The organism is Enterobacter sp. 2VL, assembly GCF_005503595.1.
Classification (GTDB): domain Bacteria; phylum Pseudomonadota; class Gammaproteobacteria; order Enterobacterales; family Enterobacteriaceae; genus Enterobacter; species Enterobacter cancerogenus.
The window spans coordinates 252608-268124 of sequence record NZ_SCNE01000005.1 but is presented as its reverse complement, the minus strand read 5'-3'; the positions used below and the strand labels follow the sequence as shown (position 1 = coordinate 268124).

At 54.7% G+C, this 15517-nt stretch carries 14 protein-coding genes; 7 read left to right on the top strand and 7 right to left on the bottom strand.

Annotated elements, in window-relative coordinates:
- Positions 1-19 precede the first annotated feature (19 nt).
- Together FFS28_RS14450 and FFS28_RS14440 are read left to right on the top strand one after the other, a co-directional pair.
- Positions 20-1198: an acetyl-CoA C-acetyltransferase gene (locus FFS28_RS14450; protein WP_006178345.1), complete on the top strand. Its 1179-nt coding sequence runs from the start codon at positions 20-22 to the stop codon at positions 1196-1198.
- Between the two features lie 316 nt (positions 1199-1514).
- The gene (locus FFS28_RS14440; protein ID WP_006178343.1) at positions 1515-2198 is read left to right on the top strand and encodes an oligogalacturonate-specific porin KdgM family protein; all 684 of its coding nucleotides are present in this window, start codon (positions 1515-1517) and stop codon (positions 2196-2198) included.
- A 161-nt stretch (positions 2199-2359) separates the two neighbouring features.
- Here the strand turns inward: FFS28_RS14440 and FFS28_RS14435 are convergent, their stop codons facing one another.
- Complete coding sequence (locus tag FFS28_RS14435) at positions 2360-3535, bottom strand: oligogalacturonate lyase family protein (protein WP_006178342.1); 1176 nt, start codon at positions 3533-3535, stop codon at positions 2360-2362.
- Positions 3536-3947: 412 nt separating this feature from the next.
- On the opposite strand from FFS28_RS14435, the gene kduI reads away from it, so the two are divergent.
- The 3 genes from kduI (at position 3948) to araE (ending at position 7337) form a co-directional block, all read left to right on the top strand.
- A complete protein-coding gene (gene kduI, locus FFS28_RS14430; protein ID WP_137849892.1) occupies positions 3948-4784 on the top strand; it encodes a 5-dehydro-4-deoxy-D-glucuronate isomerase in 837 nt (278 codons plus the stop codon).
- A gap of 63 nt (positions 4785-4847) precedes the next feature.
- Entirely contained in the window at positions 4848-5609 is a 762-nt protein-coding gene (gene kduD / locus FFS28_RS14425) for a 2-dehydro-3-deoxy-D-gluconate 5-dehydrogenase KduD (RefSeq protein ID WP_006178340.1), read from the top strand.
- A gap of 294 nt (positions 5610-5903) precedes the next feature.
- Positions 5904-7337, top strand: a complete 1434-nt coding sequence (gene araE / locus FFS28_RS14420; RefSeq protein WP_283204942.1) for an arabinose-proton symporter AraE — start codon at positions 5904-5906, stop codon at positions 7335-7337.
- 86 nt (positions 7338-7423) lie between these two features.
- On the opposite strand, the gene FFS28_RS14415 is transcribed toward araE, so the two are convergent.
- The 4 genes from FFS28_RS14415 to FFS28_RS14400 are packed head-to-tail and all read right to left on the bottom strand — an operon-like array spanning position 7424 to position 11649.
- A complete protein-coding gene (locus FFS28_RS14415) occupies positions 7424-8710 on the bottom strand; it encodes an ABC transporter substrate-binding protein (protein WP_137849890.1) in 1287 nt (428 codons plus the stop codon).
- Between the two features lie 13 nt (positions 8711-8723).
- A complete protein-coding gene (locus FFS28_RS14410; protein WP_101737035.1) occupies positions 8724-9851 on the bottom strand; it encodes an ABC transporter ATP-binding protein in 1128 nt (375 codons plus the stop codon).
- Between the two features lie 12 nt (positions 9852-9863).
- A complete protein-coding gene (locus FFS28_RS14405; RefSeq protein WP_006178334.1) occupies positions 9864-10766 on the bottom strand; it encodes a carbohydrate ABC transporter permease in 903 nt (300 codons plus the stop codon).
- A complete protein-coding gene (locus FFS28_RS14400; RefSeq protein ID WP_137849889.1) occupies positions 10759-11649 on the bottom strand; it encodes a carbohydrate ABC transporter permease in 891 nt (296 codons plus the stop codon). Before FFS28_RS14400 ends, FFS28_RS14405 begins: the two co-directional genes overlap by 8 nt.
- Positions 11650-12193: 544 nt before the next feature.
- Between FFS28_RS14400 and wzz(fepE) the strand changes: the two genes are divergently transcribed.
- Positions 12194-13318 (top strand): LPS O-antigen length regulator Wzz(fepE), encoded by a 1125-nt coding sequence (gene wzz(fepE) / locus FFS28_RS14395; protein WP_137849888.1) that lies wholly within the window; start codon positions 12194-12196, stop codon positions 13316-13318.
- Between the two features lie 44 nt (positions 13319-13362).
- On the opposite strand, the gene FFS28_RS14390 is transcribed toward wzz(fepE), so the two are convergent.
- The gene (locus tag FFS28_RS14390; RefSeq protein ID WP_137849887.1) at positions 13363-13686 is read right to left on the bottom strand and encodes a cupin domain-containing protein; all 324 of its coding nucleotides are present in this window, start codon (positions 13684-13686) and stop codon (positions 13363-13365) included.
- Between the two features lie 135 nt (positions 13687-13821).
- Here FFS28_RS14390 and FFS28_RS14385 point away from each other — a divergent pair, with 135 nt between their 5' ends.
- A complete protein-coding gene (locus tag FFS28_RS14385; protein ID WP_137849886.1) occupies positions 13822-14514 on the top strand; it encodes an aspartate/glutamate racemase in 693 nt (230 codons plus the stop codon).
- Here the strand turns inward: FFS28_RS14385 and FFS28_RS14380 are convergent.
- Positions 14509-15435 carry a LysR family transcriptional regulator gene (locus FFS28_RS14380; protein ID WP_088208601.1) on the bottom strand — a complete coding sequence of 309 codons (927 nt, stop codon included), beginning with the start codon at positions 15433-15435 and terminating at the stop codon, positions 14509-14511. The two genes, FFS28_RS14385 and FFS28_RS14380, sit on opposite strands and share 6 nt — an antisense overlap.
- Positions 15436-15517 lie beyond the last annotated feature (82 nt).

Here is a 15517-nt window from a genome sequence, read left to right as displayed (position 1 = left end):
ATTTTGCACAGAGGTCGTGATGAAAGATGTCGTTATAGTGGGGGCGTTGCGTACGGCTATCGGCTGTTTTCAGGGAGCGCTTGCGCGTCACTCTGCGGTCGATCTCGGCAGTGTGGTGGTCAAAGCGCTGGTCGAACGCAGCGGGATCGCCGCACATGAAATAGACGAGGTGATCCTCGGCCAGGTGCTGACCGCGGGCGCGGGGCAAAACCCTGCCCGTCAGGCGGCGCTCAAGGGCGGTTTGCCGAATACCGTCTCTGCGATAACCATCAACGATGTCTGTGGATCGGGCTTAAAGGCGCTCCACCTGGCGACCCAGGCCATCCAATGTGGCGAAGCGGAGGTGGTGATTGCCGGAGGCCAGGAGAACATGAGCCGCGCCCCGCACGTCCTGACCGACAGCCGCACCGGCGCGCAACTCGGCAACAGCCAGCTGCTCGACAGCCTGGTGCATGACGGGCTGTGGGATGCCTTCAATGACTATCACATGGGCGTAACGGCAGAGAATCTGGCGCGTGAATACGGCATCAGCCGTGAGCTTCAGGACGCCTACGCCCTGAGTTCACAGCAAAAGGCGCGTGCCGCCATTGATTCCGGGCGTTTTCGCGATGAAATCGTCCCGGTCAGCACACAGCGGCAGAACGGCGAGGCCATTGCGGTGGACACCGACGAGCAGCCGCGCACCGACGCCAGCGCAGAAGGGCTGGCAATGCTCAATCCCGCTTTTGAAACGCTTGGATCCGTCACCGCAGGCAATGCCTCGTCCATTAACGACGGTGCGGCGGCGGTGCTGATGATGAGCGAAAGCAAAGCGCAGGAGCTGAATCTCCCTGTGCTCGCGCGCATTAAAGCCTTTGCCAGCGTAGGCGTCGATCCTGCGCTGATGGGGATCGCCCCGGTGTATGCCACCCGACGCTGCCTTGAGCGCGCGGGCTGGCAACTTTCCGACGTCGATCTGATAGAGGTTAACGAAGCCTTTGCGGCGCAGGCGATTTCGGTGGGCAAAATGCTGGAATGGGACCCGCTGCGGGTTAACGTTAACGGCGGGGCAATCGCACTCGGTCATCCGATTGGCGCGTCTGGCTGCCGCATTCTGGTCTCCCTGGTCCACGAAATGAAAAAACGTAACGCTCACAAAGGGCTGGCAACGCTCTGTATCGGCGGTGGGCAAGGGGTGGCGCTGGCGATTGAACGCTGACGGTTCTGCCTCTGAGAAAACCTCCTGCCGGGAGGTTTTTTTTTGACATCCGGAAATCTATTTTTACCCTTATCAGCTCTTTCTGATGCATTTAAAAACGCTTGCGCGCGAAATAATTAACGTCGCTAAGTGCTTTGTGTGATCTCTCTCCTGAAATTTACCCTTAATCGCCGCGTTTTGTTGATGGGCTTCACGTCCATTCTTGCCAAAAAAAGTGAAACAAATAATTTCGATCCTGGTCACTAAAATAACGTTATTTAAAAAATAAACTCCAGTTTCATAAAAACGAAACGTTATTTTAATTGAGGGTTTTGTCATGTTTAAACAATCTCTGGTCCTTGCTTCCCTTATTGGTGCGTCATTCGCGGCACAGGCCGTCACCGTCGACCTGCGCCACGAATACATCGATAGCGGCTCGAATGCGGACCGCGTCTCGGTCTCGCATCGCTTTGCCAATGGCCTGGGTTTTTCTGTTGAAGCGAAATGGAAATCCGGTGGTGATAAGGCCGACCGACCATTTACCGATATGGTGGGTAACGGTCATGAAGATCAAATTAGCTGGCGCTGGAAAGCCACGGACAATATTGCGCTGACGCCTGCATTTACTATTGAGAGCAATGACAGCCGAACTATCTATAAACCGAATCTGCATCTGCAATATAGCTTCGACAGTGGCTTCTATGTGGCTGCGCGTTACCGCTATGAATATACCCGCTATCCGTCCAGCGCAAATAAAGAAGACGATAAAGTTAACCGTGGCGATGCGTGGGTAGGCTGGGTATTAGGCGACTGGCGTACCGAGCTGAACTATGTTTATGCGAAAAGTTCAGAAGGCATGGTTCGTAATAACAATAAAGATTACTCCAACGAATATAACGCCAAGCTGGCGTATAAATGGGATAAAAACTGGGCGCCGTATGTTGAAGTTGGCAACGTGGGCGTGAAAGAGACCGATGAGCGTCAGACCCGTTTCCGTTTAGGCGTGGCGTACTCGTTCTAATCATTCAGCCCCTTCCCCAAAACCCGCCGGGTGGCGCTAACGCTTACCCGGCCTGCTCTTTTCCTCTACGTCTCTGGCTGGCAAAAAATAATCGCGCAATCAGCTAAAAAAAAGCCCTCCGTAGCGGAGGGCAAGGCCAGTTACAGAAACACAAACTCAAATCATGCATGCAACATGTCGGGTTGCTCGGGGAGTTTCGCGATATAGAGCGCCGGTTTGCCGTCTTTATCGGAACTGTACAGTACCGCCTTATCATCCGGAGTAAAGGAGGGATGCGGATGGGTGACCTGGCGGCTGTTCGCGACCGTCGCCCAGGAGGTATCGTGACGGGCGATACGGAACCAGGCTTTTTCCGCCACGTTAAAGCCATAAAGATATGGATCGTTATCGATAGTGTAGCCACCGGTGTCTTTCACATCGACCGGCGTGCCGGAGCCATCGCCTACCAGCAGGGTGCCGTCAGCGTTGCTCATCAGGTGTGAACAGGCGGGCATCTGCATCACCTCTTCATTCACGCCGCTCTCCGGGTTAAAGCGGCTGATGGTGCGCCCCTGTTGCCCTTTTAAATAAGAGACATATATCAGCGCAGAACCGTCCGGTACCCAGAATTCGTGGGTGCAGCTTTCGCCTTCCGCGTGCGCTTTTACCTTACGTACGTTGCTACCGTCTTCGTTAACCAGCCACATGCGGGCATCGACCAGGTCGTGCGGGCCTTCATGGCAGAAGGCCACGGTATTGTCATCAAACGGGCGATAGATCGGATGGCCGAGCCAGATTTTCTCGTCGAGAATGGTCGTGCTTTCGCCGGTTTTCAGGTCCACGCGCAGCAGGCGGCAGTGCGGCCCTTTGTGGAAAAAGTCGTGGAAAATTTTCCAGTCGTTTAGCGGCGTCCAGTCAGCTTTGTCAATTTCGATCCCCACCAGTTTGGTACAGTCGCTGTTGGCAACCCAGGTACCATAGCCGACCCACTCATCGGGGACGCGGTACACTTCGCGCTCGGCCAGGGTCTTTAAATTCACCTCCAGCAGCGTGCGATCGTTCTTCACATAGTAGAACGAAGTGTCATCCGGCGAGAGGAACCCGCCGAAGGTGTTATCACCCGCACCTTCCGTCAGCTGCACCGCTTCTGCATTTTTCAGATCCAGCAGGTAGTAATTCCAGTGACCGTCAAATTCCCCGGCAAACAGCAGATGGCTGCCATCGTTAAAGAAGCACTTCTGGTAGAAGTAGTTGCGATGACAGGTTACCTCGGGCGGGGTCAGGCGGGTGACTTCCACGCCCGTATCCGGATCGCGGCTGACCGCATAGTTCAGCTTGACCCGCATACCTTTAGCCATAATGCACTCCTTTAAAAGAGAAAAGTTGAATTGAAAACTTGCCTCTAAATTATCAAAACATCGTTTCAATGTGTGTGACTGGCCGCGCACTTTGTAATAAAGAGTGACCGCTAAGCCGCAATCTTTGATTTTTAACGCGAAATGTTTTTGTCGGCGTTAAAAGTTGAAGGTTTTATAATGCTTTGTTTCTTATCATAAATATTCATTTTGTCCCCTTGCTCTCATTTCACTGACACCAGACAATCGTGATCCGAACGCCATTTTTGCTATAAACTCACAGAAAAATTGAAACGTTGTTTTAAATGTAATTGAAAACCCCTGATTCAAGGGATAGTATGTCTTCATCAACAAAACGGAACATCGTTTCGTTAATTATCTCTGCCTTCGGGCACGATCAATTCTGGAGGTTAAGGTGGACGTCAGACAAAGCATCCACAGTGCGCATGCAAAAACGCTGGATACCCAGGGGCTGCGCAGTGAGTTTTTAGTTGAGCAGGTTTTTACAGCCGATAACTACACCATGGTGTATAGCCACATTGACCGCATTATCGTCGGTGGGATCATGCCGGTTGCAAAAAACGTCTCAGTAGGCGGGGAAGTGGGTAAGCAGCTGGGCGTGAGCTATTTTCTGGAGCGTCGTGAGCTGGGCGTGATCAACATCGGCGGGCCGGGCACCATTACCGTCGACGGCCAGTGCTACGAAATCGGCCATCGCGATGCGTTGTACGTGGGGAAAGGGGCCAAAGAGGTGGTGTTTGCCAGCATCGACAGCGGTAAACCTGCGAAGTTTTACTACAACTGCGCCCCGGCCCATACCTCTTATCCCACCAAAAAAGTGACCCCGGCGGACGTGGCTCCGGTCACGCTTGGCGATGACCTCACCAGCAACCGCCGCACCATCAACAAATACTTTGTGCCGGATGTGCTGGAAACCTGCCAGCTGAGCATGGGGCTGACCGAGCTGGCGCCGGGCAACCTGTGGAATACCATGCCGTGCCATACCCACGAACGCCGCATGGAAGTTTACTTCTATTTCAATATGGATGACGACGCCTGCGTGTTCCACATGATGGGGCAGCCGCAGGAAACGCGTCATATCGTGATGCATAACGAACAGGCGGTCATTTCGCCGAGCTGGTCGATTCATTCAGGCGTGGGAACGAAGGCCTATACCTTCATCTGGGGTATGGTCGGTGAAAACCAGGTCTTCGATGACATGGACCACGTTGCAGTAAAAGATCTGCGCTAGTCGCAGGCAGTTAAGTTTAAACCTGCCTGTTGGTGACAGGCGCTGATAGAGTGAGGAACAAACATGATTCTGGATGCATTTTCTCTGCAGGGTAAAGTGGCTGTCGTGTCCGGTTGTGACACCGGGCTGGGTCAGGGGATGGCGTTAGGCCTGGCGGAAGCGGGCTGCGATATCGTGGGCATCAACATCGTTGAACCAACGGAAACCATCGAGCGCGTTACCGCGCTGGGCCGCCGCTTCCTGAGCCTGACCGCCGACCTGCGTCAAATTGACGTCATCCCGGAGCTGCTGGAGCGCGCGGTGGCGGAGTACGGACATATCGATATTCTGGTCAACAACGCGGGCCTGATCCGTCGCGAAGACGCGATCAGCTTTAGCGAGCGCGACTGGGACGACGTCATGAACCTGAACATCAAGAGCGTGTTCTTTATGTCTCAGGCGGCGGCGAAGCACTTTATTGCCCAGGGCAACGGCGGCAAGATCATTAATATCGCGTCGATGCTCTCCTTCCAGGGCGGTATTCGCGTGCCATCCTACACGGCGTCTAAAAGCGCGGTAATGGGCGTCACCCGCCTGCTGGCGAACGAGTGGGCGCAGCACAACATCAACGTCAACGCGATTGCACCGGGCTACATGGCGACTAACAATACCCAGCAGCTGCGTGCTGATGAAGAGCGTAGCGCGGCTATCCTTGAGCGTATCCCTGCGGGACGCTGGGGCCTGCCGAGCGATTTGATGGGGCCGGTTGTCTTCCTGGCTTCCCCGGCGTCTGACTATATCAACGGTTACACCGTGGCCGTTGACGGCGGCTGGCTGGCGCGTTAATACCCCAGTCGGTAATAACCTCTGCCCTTGGGCGGAGGTTTTTTTTGCCTCGAAATACCCATTATCCATATCGCTAAAGATGAAAAATCCATATTGAAAAGCGTGGGTTGATACTGGTCACACTATAATCTGTTGTAAATTAAGAGATTAGTCAAAACAGAGGATTATTCAGGATTAGTTGAAAGTGTAATGTCCATCACATAACGCTACCTTGCAGCGAAATAATCCATATCTTCACCAGTTCCGGCCTGACACTTTTCCGCGCTATCTCGTAATTTCAGTGAACGAATTTCGCTGTTCAGGCAGGAAACTATGACATCTCTCAATGACTCTACCCTCATGCCCGCGGCGCTGCGCGACACCCGCCGCATGAACCAGTTTGTCTCCGTCGCGGCGGCCGTAGCGGGTCTGCTGTTTGGGCTGGATATCGGCGTTATCGCCGGTGCGCTGCCGTTTATCACCGATCATTTCACGTTAAGTAATCGCCTGCAGGAGTGGGTGGTGAGCAGCATGATGCTGGGCGCCGCAATTGGGGCGTTGTTCAACGGCTGGCTCTCGTTCCGCCTGGGACGAAAGTACAGCCTGATGGTCGGGGCGATCCTGTTTGTGGCCGGTTCACTGGGGTCGGCGTTTGCCACAAGCGTTGAGGTGCTGTTGCTCTCCCGCGTGCTGCTTGGCGTGGCGGTGGGGATCGCCTCCTACACCGCGCCGCTGTATCTCTCCGAAATGGCGAGCGAGAACGTGCGCGGCAAGATGATCAGTATGTATCAGCTGATGGTGACGCTCGGCATCGTGCTGGCGTTTCTTTCCGATACCTGGTTCAGCTACACCGGTAACTGGCGCGCCATGCTCGGCGTGCTGGCGTTGCCCGCGCTGTTGCTGATGGTGCTGGTGATTTTTCTGCCGAATAGCCCGCGCTGGCTGGCGCAAAAAGGCCGCCACGTCGAGGCGGAAGAGGTGCTGCGAATGCTGCGTGACACCTCTGAAAAAGCGCGTGACGAGTTGAACGAGATCCGCGAAAGCCTGAAGCTGAAGCAGGGCGGCTGGGCGCTGTTTAAGGTCAACCGCAACGTGCGCCGCGCCGTGTTTCTGGGAATGCTCTTGCAGGCGATGCAGCAGTTTACGGGCATGAACATCATCATGTACTACGCCCCGCGCATCTTTAAAATGGCGGGCTTCACCACGACCGAACAGCAGATGATCGCCACCCTGGTGGTCGGGCTGACCTTTATGTTCGCCACCTTTATTGCCGTGTTCACCGTCGATAAAGCCGGACGTAAACCGGCGCTGAAAATTGGCTTTAGCGTGATGGCGCTCGGTACGCTGATCCTCGGCTACTGCCTGATGCAGTTTGATCAGGGCACGGCGTCAAGCGGGCTTTCCTGGCTCTCCGTCGGTATGACCATGATGTGCATTGCCGGTTATGCAATGAGCGCCGCGCCGGTGGTGTGGATCCTGTGCTCTGAAATTCAGCCGCTAAAATGCCGCGACTTTGGTATCACCTGTTCCACCACCACCAACTGGGTGTCGAACATGATTATCGGTGCGACGTTCCTGACGCTGCTGGATGCCATTGGTGCCGCGGGAACATTCTGGCTCTACACGGTACTGAACGTGGCGTTTATTGGCGTAACGTTCTGGCTGATCCCAGAAACCAAAGGGGTGACGCTGGAGCACATTGAACGCAAGCTGATGGCGGGGGAGAAGTTAAAAAACATAGGCGTGTGATTTTATTGCCCGGTGGCGCTTACGCTTACCGGGCCTACGATAGCCTGTAGGCCGGGTAAGCGTAAGCGCCACCCGGCTTTGTTTTTTTACCGCATCGCACGTCTTAAAATACGTTCCGCCTGACGCTGGAAGTCAGCGGCGGTCTCTTCGACGGTTTTCTGACCGTAGTCGAGGTATTGCAACGACGTGCCAAACTGCGCCACGATTTGCGGGTCGTCAAAATAGGGTGAAACGGAGAGTTTTGTCGGCAGGGATTGCGCCAGGCGCAGGCCGGCAACTGACGGGTCGTTCTCCTTGATCGTGCCGTCCTCGGTGAGGAACTGTACCGCCGCTTTGCTCAGCGGCACGCCGCGTTCCAGCCCCAGCGTGTCCACCCCCTCTTTGCTGTTCAGCAGGAAGTTAATCAGCTTCGCCGCCGCCTGCGGGTTCTTGGTGGATTTACCAATCGACAGCATCTGCGCCGGTTTAAAGAACAGGCCCGCGTCGGTCGCGCCCGGCAGCATCGGATAATTACCCAGCGCCAGTTTTGCCGGTGGCTTCAGGTTGTCGGAGTATTTGTTGATGGTTGAGTTCCACATGTAGGTCCCGCCCCATTCGCCCTGGATCCACGGCTTCATCTCATACATGTTGCTCTTGCCAAACGACGCATAGTATTTGGTGTCCGGCATGACATGACTGTCGATCAGCTTTTTGTAGGTCTCGAAAAACTCAACCCACTGCTCTTTGGAATAAGTGAACTTTTTGGTCTTCTCGTCCACCGCCGGAATGTTGTATTTCTGGATCATGTAGGAGTTCAGCAGCGCCAGGGTGTCCTGATGTTCCAGCACCACCGGATAATACTGCTTGCCGAGTTTGCTCTCGAACGCCTTACCGGCGGCCATCAGCTCGTCCCAGGTTTTTGGGTATTCAACGCCCGCTTTTTTCCAGGTCTCGTCGTTGAAATAGAAAACGCGCGCGGTGACGGAGATCGGAATGCCGTTCAGCTTGCCGTTAACCGTGGTCGACTGCAGCTCTTTCGGATCGAACTGCGTCAGGTCAATGGTGTCTTTCAGCGTGTTCAGATCGTAGAAGCCGTCACCGGTTTTAGAGAAAATCGGCAGCCAGTTCCAGTTGGTCTGCATCACGTCCGGTTCGGTGCCGCCTGCAATCTGGGTCGTCAGGCGCGATAAGTGGCCGTCCCAGCCGGTGTATTCTGCTTTGACGTTAATGTCCGGGTTCTGTTTATGGAACTCTTCCAGCGCTTTCAGGGTGACCTGGTGACGGCCATTGCCGCCCCACCAGGACATGCGTAAATCGACATTTTGCGCCATCGATGGCAATGCGGTAAGGCCCAGAGTCGCGGAGATTGCTGCGCTTAAAAGCACTTTTTTCATTTTTATAACTCCATTAAAGAGAGATGTTCTGCTCGGTTTTCGCGTCAAAAACATGACACTTATTCATGTCAAACGTGAAGTACACCTTGCGATGAAGGCCTTTATCAATCATCGGTTTGGCTTCATCGGAAGGAATTCGGGCGGTCAGTTCGTAGTCCGCGACTTTGAGGTACACAAAGAATTCGTGACCCATATTTTCGACGCGCACCATCTCGCCGCTGCATCCGCCGTTCGGGAACGGCTCGTCGGAGAGCGAAACAAATTCCGGGCGCACGCCGTAGAAGACCTCCTGCCCGGCATAAGCGGAGACTTTCTCCTGCATGGCCGCGTTTAACGGCATGGATTCAGCCCCGATGGCGATATGCAGTCGGCCCTCTTTTTCCACCAGGCGGCAGGTGCGAATGTTCATCTCCGGCGCGCCGATAAAGCCCGCCACGAACATGTTTTTGGGTTTGTGATAAAGGTTGTCCGGGGTATCCACCTGCATGATGTGGCCGAGCTTCATCACGCAGATGCGGTCGCCCATGGTCATCGCTTCGGTCTGGTCGTGGGTCACATAGACGGTGGTGGCCGGTTTGCCTGACGCCTTAAGCTGTTTGTGCAGGTCGGAGATGCGGATGCGCATGGAGGCGCGCAGTTTGGCATCGAGGTTCGACAGCGGCTCATCGAACAGGAACACGTCCGGCTTTTTGACAATCGCACGGCCTACGGCCACGCGCTGTGCCTGACCGCCGGAAAGCTGACGCGGCAGACGGTCGAGCAACTCTTCCAGCTCGAGGATTTTGGCCGCCTCGTTCACCTGAGACTCAATCTGATCTTTCGGCAACTTGCTGAGCTTCAGGCCAAAGGCCAGGTTCTCGCGCACCGTCATGTGCGGATAGAGCGCATAGTTCTGGAACACCATCGCGATCCCGCGCTCTTTCGGTGCGAGGTTGTTCACAATCTTCTCACCGATGCGCACTTCGCCGCCGCTGATGGTCTCCAGCCCGGCCAGCATGCGCAGGGTGGTGGATTTGGCGCAGCCGGACGGCCCGACGATCACCATAAACTCGCCTTCAGCGATTTTCAGGTCGATAGCATGTACCGCTTTGAAGCCGTTGGAGTAGACCTTTTCCAGTTTGTTGAAGATAACTTCAGCCATGGTATTTCCCTCTTAACCTTTAATTCCGCTGCTGGTCACGCCCTGGACGAAGTAGCGCTGTGCCAGGAAGAAGACGATGATGGATGGCAAAATGGAGATGCTCGCCATTGCCAGAATTTCGTTCCACGGCGCCCCTTCGGTGACGTCGATGGACATTTTCAGAGCCAGTGCAATCGGGTATTTATCCACGCTGTAGACATAGATCAGCGGCCCGATAAAGTCGTTCATGGACCACATAAACTGGAACAGGGCGACGGAGATGATGGCAGGCTTCAGAATCGGCACGACCACATACCACAGCACCTGAATGGAGTTACAGCCGTCAATCTGCGCGGCTTCCTCCATGTCACGCGGCACGCCGCGCAGGAACTGGATCAGCATGAACACGAAGAACCCCTGCGTGGCGAAGGCCAGCGGCAGGTACAGCGGCATATAGCTGTTCAGCATGCCCATTTCACGGAACATCAGGTACTGCGGGATCAGCAGCACGGTGCTCGGCAGCAGCATGGTGGTGATGAGCGTGGCGAACCAGAACTTCTTCCACGGGATCTCGAAGCGGGCAAAGCCGTACGCCACGATGGTGGAGGAGATAATGGTCAGGATCACTTTGGGGATCACATACTTAAAGGTGTTCAGCATGTAATGGCCAAAGTTGTACTCGGTCCCGGTTTTCCAGCCGTTAACGAAGCCGTCCCAGGTGGCGTGGGCAGGCCACAGGCTCAGGGTGGTGAAGATCTCGTGGTTCGGTTTGAACGACGCCGAGAACATCCACACCAGTGGGTAAAGCATCAGCAGGCCGACAAACAGCAGGATCACGTAGCGAATGCTGGCGTTGATCTTCTCTTTGCGCAGGGTGCGCGCCACTTCGCGCTCGGCGACGCTTCTCGCCGTGGAGAGTTGTTGGATATCAGCCATTTTTGCCTCCTTTATCGGCGGAGTAGAACACCCAGTATTTCGACGACTTAAAGGCGATACCGGCAAAGACGGCGACCACCAGGAACAGAACCCACGCCAGCGCCGCCCCGTACCCCATGTCGAAGTATTTAAACGCGGTGTCGTAGATGTAGAGCGAGAACAGGTAGGTCGAGTAGGTTGGCCCGCCGCCGGTGATGACGTATGGCCCGGTAAATTCCTGGAACGCCTGGGTCGTCTGCATGATGAAGTTGAAGAAAATCACCGGGGTAATCAGCGGCACGGTCACTTTCATGAACATCTGCCATTTTGACGCCCCGTCGATCATCGCCGCTTCATACTGCGACTGCGGCACGTTTTGCAGCGCCGCGAGGAAGATGACCATCGCGGAGCCAAACTGCCAGACGCGCAGCAGCGTCACGGACATCAGCGCCAGAGACGGCTCGCCCAGCCAGTTCACCGGGTCTAAACCAAACACCCCGATAAAGCTATTAAGCAGGCCATCAATGGCAAAAAGCGCGCGCCAGAGCACCGCAATGGCGACGGAACTGCCGAGAATAGAGGGAATATAGTAGGCGGTACGGAAGAATCCGATGCCACGTAATTTAAAGTTCAGAACAAACGCTATTCCTAATGCAAACGCGAGCTTTAAGGGGATGGTTAAAAATACATACGCGAACGTCACGCCCATTGATTTCCAGAAGAGCGTGTCTTCGGTAAACATGTAGCGATAGTTCTCAATGCCGTTAAACACCGGCGGGCTCATCAGATCGTAATCCGTAAAGCTGAGAAAGAACGATGAGACAAAAGGGAAAGCCGTAAAGAGTATCAGCCCAATTATGTAGGGCGATATCCACGCTAACCCCAGCAGCTTGTTTTCATTCATACATACCTACCTGGCGATCGATGGTTTAAAACGGAATCTGCGTTTCGTTACCGCGCCCACGCCTGTTAAGTGCGGCATGAGCGAGAATGCTTAGGGCTGCGCGTCTCGGCTGTACTCAATGAAATATTGTTTTTTAAGGATTTTGTTGAGCTATGCTCGCTGCGCGCGGGTTTAGTTTCAAAAGAGACGAACCGCCGTTTTTGAATACTAAAACATCGTTTTAATTTATTTTATTGCGATTTATTTCCGCGTCATTCGCTTAATGATGGAAATGTGATCAATGTCGAAACGGTGTTTCAATAAGGTGAGGGCGGTGGCATTTTTGACTTTTCAGTAAGCCCCAGAACCCAGTTTTGAGGCGGAAGGCCGAAAAATGAGGGAGGGATAATTAACAACGAAATTGTGAACAGGGTAACTACTAATTCTGATAGTCGGTGTACAGTTAGACTAATCTCGCGTTCAGATAATTCTTACTTTCTTGTATCATCGATTCACGAGAACCCATCGAGCAGAAATTTACTGCCTCTTAAAAAGAAGAACGGTTATGTCAGCAATGGACTTCAAGAAAAATACGGACCTCGATTTTCCCCGCTATACCTCCCCGGCTCACAGCGCAAAAGAGATTGACCTTCTGGGACTGCTGGACGTCCTGTTGGCGGCGAAAAAACGCATCATTGCCATTACGTTTACCTTTGCCCTGGCGGGCCTGGCCATTGCGTATCTCATGCCGCAAAAGTGGACCAGTAAAGCCGTCATCACCCCTGCCGAGCAGACGCAGTGGAACCCGCTGCGACAGATGATGGTGGCCTTGCAGGTACTGGATGTGGACGTGAAGGTCGACCGTCCTGACGTATTTAATATGTTCATCAAAAAGTTTCAGTCGCAGACGCTGCTCGAAGAGTACATGAAGAACTCCCCGTATGTGATGTCGCAGCTGGAAGGCACCAACGTGGACCCGCTGGAACTGCACCGCGCGGTGGTGAATATCTCTGAAAAAATGAAAGCGACGGATAACACCCTGGCGAAAGATGCGGATAAAGCGCCGTACGTCTCCTGGACGCTGAGCTTTACCGCGCCGACGGCAGGTGACGCGCAGACGGTGCTGGAGGGCTACGTTGACTATATCACCCATATCGTTGAGCAGGAGACGATGCAGAATATTCGTAACCAGATCGCGCTGAAAACGAAAGTGGTGCAGCAGCAGCTGGCGCTGGATCGCGTGCGTCTGACCAATCTGCATAACACTAACCTGCAGCGTCTTAACTATTCGCTGGAAGTGGCGAACGCGGCCGGCATCAAAAAACCGGTCTACAGCAATGGTCAGGCAGTGAAAGATGACCCGGATTATTCCGTTGCGCTCGGGGCGGACGGTATCGCGCAAAAGCTGCAGATTGAAAAGAACCTCAAAGACGTTGCCGAGCTGAACGCCGACTTCCAGAACCGCGAATACTTGCTGGCCCAGCTGCAAAACCTGTCCGTTGAAGACGTCAAGCTGGAGCCGTTTAAATATCAGCTTACTCCGTCAATGCCGGTGAAAAAAGACGGCCCGGGTAAAGCGTTGATTGTGATTCTTGCCGCGCTGGTTGGCGGCCTGTTTGCCTGCGGCAGCGTGCTGCTGCGCGGCGCCATGATTGCACGCGCTCCGCTGCCTGAACCGGTCACGGAATAAACCTGCGGTAATAACGAGAAGGGGCGCTGTTTCAGCGCCCCTTTTTATTTCAGGAAATCCTCGCGGACCGGCGTGAAGGTATCCAGCAGCGTGCCGGGTTTCAGGCACACGCAGCCGTGCATTACATGCGGCTCCTTGTACAGCGTATCGCCCGCCGTCACTACGCGTTTCTCTTCCCCGATGGTGAACTCAAACTCACCGGAGAGAACATAGGTTAGCTGCTCATGCGGATGGTTATGCATCGGGCCAATGGCGCCCTGTTCAAAATTAACCTCAACCGCCATCATCTTACCGTTATGAGCCAGAATGCGTCGCGTGACACCGTTGCCCAGATCGTCCAGCATCGTCTCTTTATGGAAAACAAACATATCTCCGCCTTGGTTTAATGTGAAACATTGTTTCATTTAATTTATCCCAGCAGAAATGAAAAAGAAACGCGCTGCTAAAGAACTGGAAACAGGATCACAAGTTTGCTTCACTGGGAGCAACATTAAGGAGAGTCTATGAAAACGATCGGTCTGTTAGGTGGCATGAGTTGGGAATCGACCATTCCCTATTACCGTCTGATTAATGAAGGGGTCAAGCAACGCCTGGGCGGACTGCATTCGGCAAGCCTCCTGCTGCACAGCGTGGATTTCCACGACATTGAAGCCTGCCAGTCTCGCGGGGAGTGGGATAAAGCCGGAGAGATGCTGGCGCAGGCGGCGCTCGGGCTGGAACGTGCGGGCGCAGAGGGGATCATGCTCTGTACCAATACCATGCACAAAGTGGCGTCCCACATTGAGACGCGCTGTGCGCTGCCGTTCCTGCACATTGCCGACGCGACCGGGCGGGCGATTGCCGCTTCGGGGATGTCGCGCGTGGCGCTGCTGGGCACGCGCTATACCATGGAGCAGGATTTCTACCGGGGCCGCTTAGAAAGCGCGTTTGGCATTGAAAGCCTGATCCCGGACGAAGCCGATCGGGGGCGCATCAACCAGATCATCTTTGAGGAGCTGTGCCTTGGCACCTTCAGCAAAACCTCGCGCGCGTATTACGTCAGCGTCATTGAGAAGCTTGCGCGTCAGGGGGCGGAAGGGGTGATTTTCGGCTGTACCGAAATCGGCCTGCTGGTTCCCGTGGAGCAAAGCCCGATCCCGGTGTTTGATACCGCCGCCATTCATGCCGCAGATGCGGTGGAATTTATGCTGTCATAAGGGGTTCTGTAGGTCAGGTAAGCGAAGCGCCACCTGACGCGCGTGCTCAATTAAATGTTCGGTGAAAGCCTCGACCAGCGCGGACGCCGGGCGATGCAGCGGGCGGATCAGGCTCACGGTAAACGGAACGGAAACGCTAAAGCGGCGGATCACAATGCCGCTTCCGGCATAGTCCATCGCCGTGAGCGGGTTCACCACCGAAATACCCACGCCTGCGCGCACCATGGCGCAAATTGAGGCGGCGCTGTGCGTTTCTACCACCATCCGCCGCTTCACCTGATGCTCGGCAAACAGCGTATCCAGCAGCTGTCGATAGCTGTCGGTTTGCGACAGGCTGATGTAATTCTCCCCCTGGAAATCCGCAGGCGTCAGCACCTCTTTTGCGGCCAGCGGATGCCCTTCGGGCAACACGCACACTTCGTCCAGCGCCAGCAGCTCCGTGCGTTCCGTACCGGCGGGCGTGGCGAGCGTTTCCGTCAGGCCCAGATCGTGACGCTGTGCAGAGAGCCACTCTTCGAGCAGCGGCGACTCCTGCGGCACGATGGTGAGATTGACCTCGGGATAGCGGGCAAGAAAGGGCTGTAACAGCATGGGTAAAAAGGACTGGGAAAAGACGGGCAGGCAGACGATAGACAGCTCACCCTGGCGAAACTCGCGCAGGCTCTCCGCCGCGCTGACAATGCGATCCAGCCCGTACCAGGAGCGCTGAACTTCCTCAAACAGACGCAGCCCTTGCACCGTCGGGTGCAGCCTGCCGCGTGTGCGTTCAAACAGCTTCAGCCCCAGCACTTTCTCAAACCGCGCCAGCTCGCGGCTGACCGTCGGCTGGGAGGTATGCAGCATCTGTGCGGCTTCGGTGAGATTACCGGTCGTCATCACGGCGTGAAAAATCTCGATGTGGCGGAGGTTAACGGCGGGCATAAGTCACCTGAACGTTGAGCGTTATCCATATCATTTTTGCATAGACTCGCGACAAAACGATATTTTTTATTCTCTTCCGGCT

Excerpts from the sequence above, each read along its gene's own strand:
- FFS28_RS14440 (WP_006178343.1), top strand. The coding sequence starts at position 1,515 with ATGTTTAAACAATCTCTGGTCCTTGCTTCCCTTATTGGTGCGTCATTC.
- kduD (WP_006178340.1), top strand. The coding sequence starts at position 4,848 with ATGATTCTGGATGCATTTTCTCTGCAGGGTAAAGTGGCTGTCGTGTCC.
- FFS28_RS14380 (WP_088208601.1), bottom strand. The coding sequence starts at position 15,435 with ATGCCCGCCGTTAACCTCCGCCACATCGAGATTTTTCACGCCGTGATG.
- FFS28_RS14385 (WP_137849886.1), top strand. The coding sequence starts at position 13,822 with ATGAAAACGATCGGTCTGTTAGGTGGCATGAGTTGGGAATCGACCATT.
- FFS28_RS14390 (WP_137849887.1), bottom strand. The coding sequence starts at position 13,686 with ATGTTTGTTTTCCATAAAGAGACGATGCTGGACGATCTGGGCAACGGT.
- FFS28_RS14435 (WP_006178342.1), bottom strand. The coding sequence starts at position 3,535 with ATGGCTAAAGGTATGCGGGTCAAGCTGAACTATGCGGTCAGCCGCGAT.
- FFS28_RS14405 (WP_006178334.1), bottom strand. The coding sequence starts at position 10,766 with ATGGCTGATATCCAACAACTCTCCACGGCGAGAAGCGTCGCCGAGCGC.
- FFS28_RS14450 (WP_006178345.1), top strand. The coding sequence starts at position 20 with ATGAAAGATGTCGTTATAGTGGGGGCGTTGCGTACGGCTATCGGCTGT.
- FFS28_RS14410 (WP_101737035.1), bottom strand. The coding sequence starts at position 9,851 with ATGGCTGAAGTTATCTTCAACAAACTGGAAAAGGTCTACTCCAACGGC.
- FFS28_RS14415 (WP_137849890.1), bottom strand. The coding sequence starts at position 8,710 with ATGAAAAAAGTGCTTTTAAGCGCAGCAATCTCCGCGACTCTGGGCCTT.
- FFS28_RS14400 (WP_137849889.1), bottom strand. The coding sequence starts at position 11,649 with ATGAATGAAAACAAGCTGCTGGGGTTAGCGTGGATATCGCCCTACATA.